This is a genomic window from Duganella sp. AC917 (genome assembly GCF_979258245.1).
Window position 1 is genome coordinate 3863011 of sequence record NZ_OZ409848.1, and the last position, 14672, is coordinate 3877682.

A 14672-nucleotide genomic window follows, 5' to 3' on the forward strand; every position below is an offset into this window, starting at 1 on the left:
GCCGATTAGAAACGAGCGGTCATGTTCAGGAAGATCTTGCGACCCAGCGCGTCGTACATCGATGGGAACGTATTGCCGTTACCCACGCCCGTACCGGCCAGCGAGGTCAGCGGAGGATCCTTGTCGAACAGGTTGTTGATACCAGCGCTCAGGGTGATCTTCTTAGTCAGCGCATAGGTGCCGGCCAGGTCGATGTAGCTGCGCGCGCCCAGGGTGCTTTCCACCGGACGTGCGGTGCCGTTCAGCAGTGGGTTGTCGCTGGTGGTTTCCAGATCGACAGCCTTGAAGTAACGCCACGTGACGGCCAGGTCGGTCGACCATGGGGTGTTCCAGTTCAGACGCAGCTTGTGACGCCATTTCGGACGTGCCTGGCCGCATTTGCCGGCGCCGTTATACAGGCCTGCGCAATCGAAGGAACCGTCGCCTGGCAATTCTTCAACTTCGAAGTTTTTCAGGTAGGTGCCGTTCATGACCACGCCCATGCGGCCGTAGGAACCGACCTTTTCGTCGTAGCTGAAGCCCAGATCAAGGCCGCGGGTATGCAGACTACCGATGTTGGTGTTGGTGCCAACGATCGATGCTTCCGGCAGCAGCCACAGGGTGCCCAAGCGATCGCGGGTGATCTGCGAGCAGAAGGTCGGGTTGCCCGAATCCAGGCACTTCGACAGCGTCGTCGATGGGCTGACGTTGCTGATCGTGTCGTTGACCTTGATGTCGAAGTAGTCCACGGTGACGGTCAGGTTGCGCAGCGGAGCGATGACCAGGCCGAGGGTGTTCGACTTCGAGGTTTCAGGCTTCAGTGCTGGATTGCCGCCAGCCAGGTAGTTGTATTGACCGGCAGGGCTGTCCTGGATGTTGCCGTACTGCGCAGCGGTGACGCCGGTGCGGGCGCACTGGGCCAGCGTTGCCGTAGGCGTCGCACCTGCGCATGGGTCGGCATCGTTATCGTACAGGTTGTTACCGGCAGGCGAGAACAGCTCATTGATGTTCGGCGCGCGCACAGCTTTCTGATGCGAGGCACGTACCGAGATCATGTCCACCGGCTGCCACAACAGGCCCAGACCGTAGGTGTTGGCGGTCACGCCAGTGTCGATATCGGTGTGACGGAACGATAGGTTGGTCTCGAGCTTCTTGGCGAACGAGCGGTCTTCCAGCAGCGGCAGGCGCACCTCGCCGAAGATATCCTTGACCACATAGCGGCCCTTGACCGGCGTGACCGGACCACCGGCGCCGTCGAGGTCGAAGTTCTGCGAAGGACCGTCCGGGTTCAGTTCGATCTCCTCGACGCGGCGTTCGACGCCGAACGAGACACCGATACCGTTTTTCGAGGTCGGCACGCGCAGGCCGTAGTCGCCCAGGTCGGCACCGATGGTACCACTCTGGACTTGCTGTTTGGTATAACCGAACTGCTGGCCAGGGATCTGGATGTACTTCAGCATCTCCGGCGTCACGCCGCCGACTGCCCACGGATTGTATGGCACGCAACCTGGATCGGTGCCGGCAACGGTGGCCGCGCAGGTGGCCACGCCGCCGACGTTGACCACGTCAAGCGCCTTGGCGCCGCGCTCTTTCGAGAAGTAGTTGTCCGAGCTGCCGGCAAAACGCACTTTCGACGTTTGCGCGTAGACATCGTAGGACCACTTGCCGATTTCACCTTTGGCGCCGAACAGCATGCGGTACGAGGTATTGGTGAACAGGGCATTGCGGCCGCCGCCTTCGACGTTGCGGCGCTGGATGACGACGTCGGTCGTATCGCCAGGCGCGAACAGGCTCATCGCATTGCGCATGGCCGGGGTCAGGAACGGATTGTCGTACTTGATGTTGTAGACGTTGCCGAACAGACCGCCAGGCGCGATCTGTGCGTCGCTCTTGTCGTCATGGAAGGCGAAGTTGCTGTACACACGCAGCTTGTCGGTCACGTCGTAGCGTGCCGAGGCGGCTACGCCATAACGCTCGTCCGGACGCTGCAGGTGATTGATTGGACCGAAGTTGTAGGCGTCCAACGCGGTGTTGTACGGGCGTGGATCGCCGGAGGCGGTAGTGGTGTAGACGGAACCGGTCTTGGTGTTGGTGAGGCGGCCGGTAGCGTTGGTGCTCGAGCCGCCGCAGGAGAAACCGGCGGCCGACGAGGACAGCGAGCACGACGTGAAATCACGCTCGGACTGCAGCAGCGCGTCGTCTTTCTTGTAGCTGAAGAACAAGGTGGCGTTACCTTTGCCGTCGGCGAAGTTACCGCCGATCAGCAGCGAAGCATCCTTGGAGCGGCCATCGAAGCTCTTGTTGCCTGGCACGGCAAACTGGCTCGGGTTGGTCGCGGCACGACCGGCAACAATGTCGGCTACACCGCGCGGGTTGTTCTGCTGGTGGTTGTAGCCACTGCCGTTCAACTCGACCTGCACGCCTTCGAAGTTGTCGATCATGATGAAGTTGACCACACCGGCCACGGCGTCCGCGCCGTAGACGGCGCCGGCGCCGCCGGTCATCACTTCGACGCGCTTGATCAGCGCGGTAGGAATTTGATTCAAGTCGGCAGCAGAGGTACCTGGTGAGCCAGCCGGCATGCGGCGGCCGTCGACCAGCACCAGCGTGCGGTTGTCGCCCAAGCCGCGCAAGTTCACGGTCGCGGTACCGGTGGCGCCGTTGACGACGTTACCCGATTGCGAAGCGAACACCTGCGGCAGGTTGTTGAGCAGGCTCTCGACGTTGCGCACGCCGTCGAGCTTAATGTCCTTGGCGCCCAGCACGACCATCGGGCTCACGCCGTCGGTGTTCAGGGTAGGGATGCGCGAACCGGTCACTTCGACCTTTTGCATCGCGTCTGGCGCCGCTTCCTGCGCGGTGGCGGCATGCATCCCCAGCGCGAGGCCGCTGACGAACATCACGCGGATCGAGCGAGACAGTACTGTTTCCTTGATCATTATATTCAATTCCCTTGGTTTTGTTTATTAGACGTATCACTGCATCTTTTGAACGACGAGTAAAACGACCCTTTCTTTTGTAAACATCGGGAGTCTGGATAAAACCGCCCGAATGCTGCCCTGCTCTTTCAAAATCTTTTCGCTGCCGTTGGCAAAGTCCGGGAACGGATCATGGGTGAAATAATCCAGGACCTTGCCGCCATTCATAAAAACATAGCAGCTCGACCATTGTCAATAAACCTCGCGGCTGGTCCGGCCGCCGAGGCGGGCCGCAATTCATCGCGCACCAATTTGGGGCACGGCTTTGTGCGCCGCTAGCACCACACGGAAATTGTCTATTTGATACTTTTAACGCATGTCTCGTCTTGACAACAATCTGCACCGGAATCGGGAGAAATGTTTCTCTTTCAGCATTTTCCGATGAGGTTATGGCAACAATACTGAAGCGAAAAAACAACAAAAAGACAACACGGTCCCGCTTTCTGCTCGGAAGTAACGTTGCTTGAGGGATTTGCATCAAAACCGGCTGTCGTCAAGCAGCAACCGCAGAAAATCAACGTCCGCCGCTACATACGCAGAACAAAGAACATTGAAAACATGGCACCGCAGACGTCGCGAAAGTAGGATGCGGCCACCGGCCGCTACGCGCCGTTAGGCGAACTCTTCCTTGAGCCATATAAAACGCGGAGGCGACCCAATCTGGTGCAAGTCGTCTTTTAACAACAAACACATCAGTTGCCGGCGCACAAACCATTTCCATTCTGCAATAATTTCTAGCCAGGAAAGATCTGTGGCGGTGTCATTGGGCAAGAATTCTTGTACCTGAGCACCTGTGCAGCCCGCCCCGGCGCCGCCGATGGCATTAATAACCGTAGAATAAAAACTGATAAAAATATCCGCTCTAAAACCAGGCTCGAGAATAAGACGATATTAAGCGGCCAAACTCTTTGCCTAAAACGGATTAATCGATGCCAGCGTCACGCGTCGTGACGGCGCGCCGCAGCCGGGCCGCCTGCTGAACTTAATATTCTATAAATGCCGTCCAGGCGATTTATATTTCTCGCAGGGCCGATGGACCGTATTTCAAAAGCCGCGCCGGCGGCGCCAGGTGCGGCCGTCCGGCAATATTGGTAAAATACGGCCTTTGACGGGCCGGGCCCGGGCCGGCGGCCCGCGCATGCGGCCCGACGGCCATGGCGCCTAGACAGCGCCCTCTCAGGAATCGATCATGCTGCGTTTAAATGAAGTCAAGCTCCCTCTGAACCACACCGAGGACGAACTGCCGGCCGCCATTCTGGCCCGCCTCGACATCCCCGCCGACGACCTGCTCGGCTTCACCGTATTCAAACGCAGCTACGACGCGCGCAAGAAAACCGCGATCGTGCTGATCTACTCGCTCGACGTCGCGGTGCGCGACGAGGCGGCGCTGCTCAAGCGCCTCAAGCACGACGCCCACTTGATGCCGTCGCCGGACACCGCGTATAAATACGTCGCCGCCGGCGAGCAGCTGGCCGGCCACGACAAGAACCCGCGCCCGGTGGTCATCGGCACCGGACCGTGCGGCCTGTTCGCCGCGCTGATCCTGGCGCAGATGGGCTTGCGGCCCATCATCCTCGAACGCGGCAAGCAGGTGCGCGAACGCACCGTCGACACCTTCGGCTTCTGGCGCAAGCGCGAACTGAACCCCGAGTCGAACGTCCAGTTCGGCGAAGGCGGCGCGGGCACCTTTTCGGACGGCAAGCTCTACAGCCAGATCAAGGACCCGAAACACTACGGCCGCAAGGTCCTCACCGAGTTCGTCAAGGCCGGCGCGCCGGAGGAAATCATCTACGTCAGCAAGCCGCACATCGGCACCTTCCGCCTGGTCAAGATGGTCGAGCAGATGCGCGCCAACATCGAGGCCATGGGCGGCGAATACCGCTTCGGCAACAAGGTGGTCGACATCGAGATCGAACAGCTGGCCAGCGGCGGCCAGGTGCGCGGCCTGACCCTGGAGAGCGGCGAAAAGATCGTCACCAACCACGTGGTGCTGGCGATCGGCCACAGCGCCCGCGACACCTTCGAGATGCTGTATGAACGCGGCGTGTATATCGAGGCCAAGCCGTTCTCGATCGGCTTCCGGGTCGAGCACCCGCAGTCGCTGATCGATACCTGCCGCTTCGGCCCCAACGCCGGCCACCCGATCCTGGGCGCGGCCGACTACAAGCTGGTGCACCACGCCTCCAACGGCCGCGCCGTCTACAGCTTCTGCATGTGCCCGGGCGGCACCGTGGTGGCGGCCGCGTCCGAACCGGGACGCGTGGTCACCAACGGCATGAGCCAGTACTCGCGCAACGAGCGCAACGCCAACAGCGCCATCGTGGTGAGCATCTCGCCGGAGGTCGACTATCCGGGCCACCCGCTGGCCGGCATCGAGTTCCAGCGCAGGCTCGAGGAAAAAGCTTTTGAATTGGGTGGCGGCACCTACAACGCGCCGGGCCAGTTGATGGGCGACTTTGTCGCCGGCCGCGCCTCGACCGAGTTCGGCGCGGTGGTGCCGTCGTACAAGCCGGGCGTGCACCTGACCGACCTGGCGCAAATCCTGCCCGAGTTCGCCGTCACGGCGCTGCGCGAGGCGTTTCCGGCGTTCGACAAGCAGGTGCGCGGCTACTTCAAGCACGACGCCGTGCTCACCGGGCTCGAGACGCGCACCTCGTCGCCGATCCGCATCAAGCGCCGCGACGACACCTTGCAGAGCCTGAACACGCGCGGCCTGTTCCCGGCCGGCGAAGGCGCCGGCTACGCGGGCGGCATCCTGTCGGCCGGCGTCGACGGCATCAAGGTCGCCGAAGCGGTGGCCTTGTCGATGGCCGCCGACAACCACCAGGACTAAGGTCCAGGCCGGCCTACACGCCGACCGGCAGGCGGATGTGGATGCGGCAGCCCGGCGTGTCCGGCGACACCGCCACCTGCCCGCCCATCTGGTGCACGATGGTGTAGACGATGTGCATGCCCAGGCCGGAGCCGCCCTGCCCGCGCTTGGTGGTGAAGAACGGCTCGAACAAGCGTTCGCGCACGTCCGCCGTCAGGCCGATACCGTCGTCGGCGAACTCCACCAGCAACCAGCGCGCGCCGTCCTCCAGCGCGCCGCGCCCGCTGAGCACGATCTTACCCGGGCCGCCGTTCGGATAGCCGTGCTTGGCCGCGTTCATCAGCAGGTTCGACAGCACTTGCGACCAGCGCCCGGCGTCGATCCGCACCCGCAGGTCGGCGGCGATCTCGACGACGACCTCGATGCCGACCTTGCGCAATTCGGGGCCGTGCGCCGACACCACGCTGAGCGCGTGGTCGCGCAAGCCCATTTCCACCACGTGGGTGCTGCCCTGGTCGACCGCCAGTTGCTTGAAACTGCCGATCAAATCGGCCGCGCGCGCCAGGTTGCGCTCGACCAGCAGGGCCGCCTCGCTCAGCCGCTGCGCCGTGGCGATCAGCTCCGAGCGGCTGACCCGGCCGCCGCTGACGCACTTGACCAGCTCCTCGGCGTAGCAGCTCAGGCTCGACGACGCCGTCACCGCCACGCCGATCGGCGTGTTGACCTCGTGCGCGACGCCGGCCACCAGCGCGCCCAGCGCCGCCATCTTTTCCTGCTCGACCAGGATCGCCTGGGCCGCCAGCAAGGCCTCGCTGCGCTGGCGCACCGTCTGCTCGAGCAGGCGCTCGCGCTCCTGGTGCTGCAGCTCGGCCGCGCAGCGGGTGGCGAAGATCGACAGCAGCGACAGCGCCAGCAGGCGCTTGTCCTCGGCGATGGGGCGGGTGTCGATGGCCGACAGGATGCCCAGGGTCGCGCCTTCGGCATCGATCATCGGGATGCCGATATAGCTCTCGGCCTGCATGTCGACCAGCAAAGTGTCGTCGGGATAGCCGGCCTGGATGCCGCAGGCGTGGAAACAAATGCTCTGGTCGGTCACATCCTGGCAGGGCGTGTGGCGCAGGCTGTATTCGATCGGCGGCAGGAAGTCGTCGCCGCCCCACAGCGCCAGCGTGCGGATGCCCTCGTGGCCGTCGGCCATGGCGATCAGGCGTCCGGCGATGACGTAGCGCACATCGAGCGCCAGCGCCAGCTCGCGCACCATCAGGCGCAGGAACTCGTCGCCGCGCGCGCGCGAGGTCGACGCCGTGATGGCGCGCAAGGTGGCCTCGGCCAAGGCTTCGGGCAAGGCCTCGGGCAGCTCCTCTTTACTCATCGCATCCCCCTGGTGGACAGGCTGTCGATTGTACCGTCATTCGCCCAGATGAACGCGGCTGATGCCTTAGCCGAGCTCTAGCACAAAAATGCGATAACTTTCTAAAAACTTTGTGTTTTTGTGTAAAAAACGCTCTTTTTGATGCAAAAACCGTAGGAAGTGTTGTTTATGTCAAACTTGTTACAGAGGGACAATTGACCCTGCGCCCTTCGGGTGGTCTGATGGCAACCCTGAATAATTTACCCATGGATTATTCAGCCCGTGCCGTTTAATGATAAAGAAGCAATAAGATCTCTTAGGAGTTGAAGCAATGATGATGGAAACCGTTATTTCGCGTTCGCTGCGGCTGATGTTTGCCGGCGGTGCCGCGTTCGTGCTGGCACAACCGGCAATCGCTCAACAAGCACCCGACGCGCCGATCCAGCGCGTGGAAATTACCGGTTCGGCTATCAAGCGTATCGACGCTGAGACCGCCGTTCCCGTGACCGTCGTAAAGATGGCCGACCTGAAAAAAGAAGGTATCACCACCGTCGAACAGGTACTGGCCAATCTGAGCGTGTCGCAGTCGAGCACCGGCACCAGCCAGGTGGTCGGTGCCGGCACCGGTGGCGCCTCGTTCGCCGACCTGCGCGGCGTGGGCGCGAACAAGACCCTGATCCTGTTGAACGGCCGCCGCCTGGCCAACAACGCCTTCGACAGCTCGGCGCCCGATCTGAACATGATCCCGTTCGCCGCGCTCGAGCGCGTCGAAGTGCTGCGCGACGGCGCCTCGTCGCTGTACGGCTCGGACGCGGTCGGCGGCGTGATCAACTTCATCACCAAAAAAGACTGGCAAGGCGGCACCGCCACCGTCGGCGTGGACAGCCCGCGCAAAGACGGCGGCACCGGCCGCAGCGCCAACATCGGCTACGGTTTCGGCGACCTCGAGCAGGATCGCTTCAACATCTTCGCGATGGTCGACCACCAGTCGCAAAACCGCATCGGCGGCACCCAGCGCGACTACAACCGCCGCTACGCCGGCGGCCTGTCGGCATCGACCAGCCCGGCCAACTACTACCAGGGCGGCGCCAGCGCCAACCCTGCCGGTCCGGATTGCACCAGCAGCCCGAACCTGGTTCCCGGCAACGGCGGCTCGTGCCAGATGACGACCTCGTCGTTCGTCGACTACGTGCCGAAGAGCGAGCGCACCACCGGCCTGATTCGCGGTACCTTCAAGCTCAACGACAACCATGAACTGGGCGTGGAGTATCTGACCACCCAGAGCACGGTGCAAAGCGCGATCGCGCCAGTGCCATACGGCGGCCTGTACATCAACCGCAACCGTCCTGACGGCACCCCGAACCCATACTACCCTGGCAACGGCACCGTCCCGAACGCGCTGACCCTCGACCCGACCTTCATGGACACCGGCGGTTCGATCACCCCGGGCGTACAGCCAGGTTTCGTTCACGCGCGCTGGCGCGATCTGCCGAACGGCTCGCGCGCCGATGAAAACATCAATCGCCAGGAACGCCTGGTCGTGAACCTGAAAGGCGTCGTCGCCGGCTGGGATTACGAGACCGCACTGTCGTACAACAAGAACAAGGTCAAGGAAAACCTGTACGGCTACAGCGACGGCGGCATGATCTCGCAAGGCGTGCTCGACGGCGTAGTCAACGTCTTCGGCGACCAGAGCGCGGCCGGCACGGCACTGCTGAACGCTGCAGCGCTGAGCGGCAACATCATGAATGCGCAAGGCATCAGCAAGGGCGCGGACATCAAGCTGAGCCGCGAAGTCGGCGACTGGCTCAACACCGGCCACCAGGCTGGCCTGGCCGTTGGCGCCCAGTATGAACACCAGGAATTCCGTAGCGCGGCCAACACCGAGTTCGCGGAAAAAGTGATCGCTTCCACCGGCATCGATCCACTGACCCTGAACCAGGGCAAGCGCAGCGTTTCGGCCTTCTACTCCGAGCTGAACGTGCCGGTGCTGAAGAACCTGGACCTGACCGCAGCCTTCCGTTACGACAAATACAGCGATTTCGGCCACACCACCAATCCGAAGTTCTCGTTCGTCTACCGTCCGCTGACCTCGCTGCTGCTGCGCGGTTCGTACTCGAAGGGCTTCCGCGCGCCGTCGCTGTATGAGATCAACGCTGCGAACTCGTACACCAACGCCGCCAACAGTCTGGACGATCCGGTCAACTGCCCAGGCGGCAACCCGATCGCTGGCAAGTCGGCAGCGGCCAACTGCGGCCAGCAGTTCCAGGTGCTCAACGGTGGTAACAAGAACCTGAACCCTGAGCGTTCGAAGAACGGCACCGTCGGTCTGGTGTGGGAGCCTGCCGCCAACCTGACGTTGTCGGCCGACTACTGGTCGATCCGCCTGACCCAGCAAATCAGCAACCTGCAGGACTACGACGTGCTGAGCGACCCTGTCACTTTCGCTCCGTACTACAAGCGTAATCCGTCGGGCGACCTGGCGGTTGACGGTTCGCAGTGCCCTAACCCGATCACCTGCGGCTACCTGGACCTGCGTACGCAGAATCTGGGCGACATGAACACCAACGGTGTCGACCTGTCGGCGGCCTACAAGCTGCGCACCAAGGACTTCGGCCTGTTCAACTTCGCGTACAACGGCACCTGGGTGCACAAGTACGAGTACCAGAACTTCGTCGGCGACGAAATGCACCAGAACGTTGGCGTATTCTCGGGTAACGGTCCGATCTTCCGCTGGCAGAACACCGTCAACGTGAACTGGAGCCAAGGCAAGTTCGGCGCCGGCGTGTCGGCGCACTACAAGTCGGGTTACCTGGACCAGGACGCCGAGAACCGCGTTGCGTCGTACACCACCTTCGACGGCTACGGCTCGTGGGAAGCGATCAAGGGTCTGACCCTGACCGCCGGCGTGCGCAACCTGTTCGACCGCGATCCGCCACTGTCGTACCAGACCACCGCCTTCCAGGCTGGTTACGATCCACGCTACACGGATCCAACGGGCCGCACCGTGTATCTGCGCGCCACCTACAACTTCTAATCTGAAGTCGTAAAACAAAAACCACCTTGCGCCGCATGCGACGCAAGGTGGTTTTTTTTCGTCCCTGGCGCCTGGCCGGGCGATCGCCGGCTACAGCCAGCCGGAGCGCTTGAAGCGCCGGTACAGTCCCAGGCACACCAGCACCATGATCGACAACGCCATCGGATAGCCGTACTTCCACTCCAGCTCGGGCATGTACTTGAAATTCATGCCCCACAAGCCGGCAAACGCGGTGACGATGGCAAAGATCGCCGCCCACGCCGCCAGCCGCTTGTTCACTTCGCTCTCCTCGATGGCCGTCATCGACAGGTTGACCTGGATCGCGGTGCCGATGGTGTCGCGGATCGACTCGAGCGAGGCGGTAATGCGGTGCAAGTGGTCATGCACGTCGCGGAAGTACTCCTGGGTGTCCATGCACATCGACGGCACGCGCCCGCCGTGCAAGCGGCCAACCGCCTCCATCAGCGGCGCGACCACGTGGCGCACCGTGGTGACCTTGCTCTTGAGCTCGTACAAGCGTTCGATGTTGTCGCGCTGCTTGCCGCTGCTGAAGATCAGCTCCTCGATTTTTTCCAGTTCCGTCTCCAGCATGTCGAGCACCGGGAAATAGCGGTCGACCACCGCGTCCATCAGCGCGTACAGCACGAACGCCGGGCCCAGGCGCAGCATGTGCGGCTCCTTCTCGGCGCGCGCGCGCACGCCCAGGAAGCCCTGCTGGCTCTCGGCGTCGCGCGAGGACAGGATGTAGTTCTGGCCGACGAACATATCGACCTCGCCGATGGCCACGTCGCCGTCGCGGCATTCGATGGTCTTGACCACCACGAACAGCGAATCGCCGTATTCCTCGATCTTCGGGCGCTGATGGCCGCGGCTGGCGTCTTCGACGGCCAGTTCGTGCAGGCCGAACTCGTGCTGCATCGTCTTCAATTCGTCCGGCTCGGCGTCGCGCAGCGCGACCCAGACAAACGTCTCCGGCCGCTCCATGTAATCGCTGATCTCCTCGACCGGGATGTCATCCAGCTTTTGGCCGTCCTGATAGGCCACACAATTAATCAACATACGGTTTCCATAAAAAAAAAGCTCCTGGCTTCGTCAGCCAAGAGCTTACCTTAAAGTGCAAGTACCCACCGGGGTCAAGTCTGTCATTTGGACACGAAGTCGGCCGTAATCCGCCGATACGGTTGAGCTAGTGTCCGAATGACAGACTTGACCCCGACGTTGTTAATCGTCCTTCGCGCCGTCAATGCCGAGCTCGGCGATTTTGCGCGTGATGGTGTTGCGGCCGATGCCCAGACGGACCGCCGCGTCGTTCTTGCGGCCGTGTGTGTGCTTGAGCGCGGTGCGGATCAGCGCCGACTCGAATTGCCGACCCAGCACCGCCATCACCTCCTGCTGTCCGCCGCTGAGCATGGAGGCGGCCTGCGTCTCCAGCAGGCCCAGCCAGGCGTCCGGCGAACCAGCCGCGCCGTTCATGCCGCCGGCATCCGGCGCGGCCACCGCCACCACCGTGCCGTGGTGCTGGATCGCGCCGTAGCTTTCCGACGGCGCCGACAAGCCGCCCCCGGCCCCGGTGCCCAGGCCGGCCGCGCCACCGCCGGCCTGCTCCTGCGTCAGCTCCAGCGGCAAATCCTTGACTTCGACCGTTTGCCCCGGCGCCATCACCGTGATCCAGTTGCACAGGTTTTCCAGCTGGCGCACATTGCCCGGCAAGTCCAGGCTGCTGATGAACTGCACCGTGGCGTCGCTCATGCGCTTGGCTTCCACGCCCAGCTGCTTGGCGCTCTGCACCAGGAAGTGGCGCACCAAAATAGGGATGTCCTCGCGCCGCTCCCTCAAACTGGGCAGGCGCAGGCGGATGACGTTCAGGCGGTGGTACAAATCCTCGCGGAACAAGCCTTCACGCACCCGCTGCTCCAGATTCTGGTGCGTGGCGGTGATCACGCGCACGTTGGCCTTGATCGGTTGATGGCCGCCGACCCGGTAAAAATGCCCGTCCGACAGCACCCGCAGCAAGCGCGTTTGCAGGTCGAACGGCATGTCGCCGATCTCGTCGAGGAACAAGGTGCCGTTCTCGGCCTGCTCGAAACGGCCGCGCCGCGTCGTCTGCGCGCCGGTAAAGGCGCCGCGCTCGTGGCCGAACAGCTCGGATTCCAGCAAATCCTTGGGAATCGCCGCCGTGTTAAGCGCGATGAACGGCTGCTGCGCGCGCGGGCTGTGCTTGTGCAGCGCGCGCGCCACCAGCTCCTTGCCCGAGCCCGATTCGCCGGTGATCAGCACCGTCACGTTCGACTGCGACAGGCGGCCGATGGCGCGGAACACTTCCTGCATCGCCGGCGCCTGGCCGAGGATCTCAGGCGTCTCCGACGGCCCCGATTCGACGCTGGTCTCGCGCAGGCTCTCGTCGAGCGCGCGGCGTATCAGTTCGACGGCCTTGTCGATGTCGAACGGCTTGGCCAGGTATTCGAAGGCGCCGCCCTGGAACGCGGCGACGGCCGAGTCCAGGTCCGAGAAGGCGGTGATGATGATGACCGGCAGCCCGGGGAAGCGCGACTTGACCAGCTGCAGCAGGTCGAGGCCGGAGTCGCCCGGCATGCGGATGTCGGACACCAGCACCTGCGGCGTCTCGAACTCCAGCGCGGCGATGGCGTCGCGCGCGTTGGCAAAACTCTTGGTGGCCAGGTTTTCCCGCGCCAGCGCTTTTTCCAGTACCCAGCGGATCGATTCGTCGTCGTCTACTATCCAGATTGGCTTCATGTGTTTGTGTTATCCCGCAATATGGATCGTCAATCAAGGGACTCGGCACCCGCCCCTGCTTGCCTCGGCTTATGGCAACGGCAGCAGGATGCGGAAATCCGTATATCCAGGCCGGCTCTCGCACTCGATCACGCCCATGTGCTGCTGCACGAAGGTCTGCGCCAAGGTCAAGCCGAGGCCGCTGCCGCCCTCCCGCCCCGACACCAGCGGGTAGAAGATACGGTCGCGGATCTGGGGTGCGATGCCCGGTCCATTGTCAATGATATGCAAGTCTAATGCCAGCCCGTAGCGGACCTTGGCCAGGGTCATCTGACGCGCCACGCGGGTCTTCAAAATGATCTGCGCGTCGCCCGCTTCGATTTGTGAAGCGAGCGCTTGCGCGGCGTTGTGGGCGATGTTGAGCACGGTCTGGATCAGCTGCTCCTTGTCGCCCCGGAACTCGGGGATGGAGGCGTCGTAATCGCGCAAAATGGTCAGGCCGGACGGGAACTCGGCCAGCATCAGGCTGCGCACGCGCTCGAGCACCTCGTGGATGTTGACGTCGCCGACGATGTGCGGGCGGCGGTGCGGCGCCAGCAGGCGGTCGACCAGGGTTTGCAGGCGGTCGGCCTCCTTGATGATCACCTGCGTGTATTCGCGCAGCTGCACCGCGTGCAGCGCCGGCAGCTCCATTTCCAGCAGTTGCGCGGCGCCACGGATGCCGCCCAGCGGATTCTTGATCTCGTGCGCCAGGTTGCGGATCAGTTCCTTGTTGACCTGGCTCTGGTCGAGGATGCGCTCCTCGCGGTCGAGCTTGAGGTGCTGCAGGTGCTCGCGCAACTCGATCAGGATGTGGTCGACCGGATCGTCGAGCGCCGAGACGATGCTGTGCACGTGCAGCGGGTCGCGCCCGGCCCGCTCCAGGGTCAGATCCTGGCGCAGGTCGGAGAACTTGTGCTCGCGCGCCTGGGCGCAGATGTGATCGAGCTCGTCCGGATTGAGGAACTGCGCGGTCAGCTTCTGGCGCGACAGCGCCTTGAGCGAGCTTTCCAGCAAGTTCTCGGCGGCCGCGTTGGCGTAGGCGATGTGCCCCTCGGCGTCGAGCAGCACCACGGCCGAGGCCAGCAGCTCGAGGCCGGCCAGCGCCGGTGGACGGTTCATGGCGGCCGCGGCGCGGGCGGCGATATTACTTACAAGGCTCATAGCGGCTCAATTTAAACTCGTCTTCATCGGATGTTGGCGATCTCGCGTTTTAACGCATCGACATTCTTTTCCGAGCGGCTGATGCTGTCGCGCATCGCGGCCACCCGTTCCTGGTACTTGGCGTAGTTGCGTTCGTCGCCGCGCCGCTCCGGCTCGCCGCCGTTGAACTCGGCGCGCAACGCCGCCAGCTTCAGCGTTTCGTTTTTCAGCTCGTCTTCCAGTATCGCGCGGCGGTCGGCGTCGCGCGCGCGTTGCTCGGCGCCGTCGACGCGGGGAAAGTCGCCCGGCGTCGCGGCCGGCGTGGCCGGGGCAGGCGTGGCCGCAGCGCCGGCCGCGCGCGCCGGCGCTTGGCGCTTGGGCGGCGCCGGTATCGCCAGCCCCGGCAAATCCATCGCCTTGCAATAATTGCCGCGATAAACATCGGTGTACTCGGTACTGCCGTTGGGCGGCGTGCATTTGTAGATCACGCCCTGCGCCCGCGCGGCGCCATCCGCAACCAGCGTCAGCGCAACCGCCGCGCCAACCTTGGCGAAACCGCCTCGTTTGAAACTCAGTGTCATTCGTCATCCATGGGTGGAA

The 14672-nt window shown here is 63.1% G+C and carries 9 protein-coding genes; 2 read left to right on the top strand and 7 right to left on the bottom strand.

The features are described from left to right. Positions 1 to 5 precede the first annotated feature (5 nt). Positions 6 to 2918, bottom strand: a complete 2913-nt coding sequence (locus ACZ0BA_RS16675; protein ID WP_463452332.1) for a TonB-dependent receptor domain-containing protein — start codon at positions 2916 to 2918, stop codon at positions 6 to 8. A 36-nt stretch (positions 2919 to 2954) separates the two neighbouring features. Next, positions 2955 to 3125 carry a hypothetical protein gene (locus ACZ0BA_RS16680; protein WP_463452333.1) on the bottom strand — a complete coding sequence of 57 codons (171 nt, stop codon included), beginning with the start codon at positions 3123 to 3125 and terminating at the stop codon, positions 2955 to 2957. 1021 nt (positions 3126 to 4146) lie between these two features. On the opposite strand from ACZ0BA_RS16680, the gene ACZ0BA_RS16685 reads away from it, so the two are divergent. Continuing rightward, the gene (locus ACZ0BA_RS16685) at positions 4147 to 5790 is read left to right on the top strand and encodes an NAD(P)/FAD-dependent oxidoreductase (protein ID WP_463452334.1); all 1644 of its coding nucleotides are present in this window, start codon (positions 4147 to 4149) and stop codon (positions 5788 to 5790) included. Positions 5791 to 5803: 13 nt separating this feature from the next. Here the strand turns inward: ACZ0BA_RS16685 and ACZ0BA_RS16690 are convergent, their stop codons facing one another. Beyond that, positions 5804 to 7141 (bottom strand): sensor histidine kinase, encoded by a 1338-nt coding sequence (locus ACZ0BA_RS16690; RefSeq protein ID WP_463452335.1) that lies wholly within the window; start codon positions 7139 to 7141, stop codon positions 5804 to 5806. Between the two features lie 310 nt (positions 7142 to 7451). Between ACZ0BA_RS16690 and ACZ0BA_RS16695 the strand changes: the two genes are divergently transcribed. Next, complete coding sequence (locus ACZ0BA_RS16695; RefSeq protein ID WP_463452336.1) at positions 7452 to 10157, top strand: TonB-dependent receptor; 2706 nt, start codon at positions 7452 to 7454, stop codon at positions 10155 to 10157. A gap of 90 nt (positions 10158 to 10247) precedes the next feature. On the opposite strand, the gene corA is transcribed toward ACZ0BA_RS16695, so the two are convergent. The 4 genes from corA to ACZ0BA_RS16715 form a co-directional block, all read right to left on the bottom strand. Then, on the bottom strand, positions 10248 to 11216 hold the full coding sequence (corA, locus tag ACZ0BA_RS16700; RefSeq protein ID WP_463452337.1) for a magnesium/cobalt transporter CorA: 969 nt from the start codon (positions 11214 to 11216) through the stop codon (positions 10248 to 10250). A gap of 162 nt (positions 11217 to 11378) precedes the next feature. Next, complete coding sequence (gene ntrC / locus ACZ0BA_RS16705) at positions 11379 to 12911, bottom strand: nitrogen regulation protein NR(I) (RefSeq protein ID WP_463452338.1); 1533 nt, start codon at positions 12909 to 12911, stop codon at positions 11379 to 11381. Positions 12912 to 12980: 69 nt separating this feature from the next. Then, positions 12981 to 14093 (bottom strand): nitrogen regulation protein NR(II), encoded by a 1113-nt coding sequence (gene glnL, locus ACZ0BA_RS16710; RefSeq protein WP_463452339.1) that lies wholly within the window; start codon positions 14091 to 14093, stop codon positions 12981 to 12983. A 23-nt stretch (positions 14094 to 14116) separates the two neighbouring features. Continuing rightward, positions 14117 to 14653, bottom strand: a complete 537-nt coding sequence (locus tag ACZ0BA_RS16715; RefSeq protein WP_463452340.1) for a DUF4124 domain-containing protein — start codon at positions 14651 to 14653, stop codon at positions 14117 to 14119. Between the last annotated feature and the right edge of the window lie 19 nt (positions 14654 to 14672).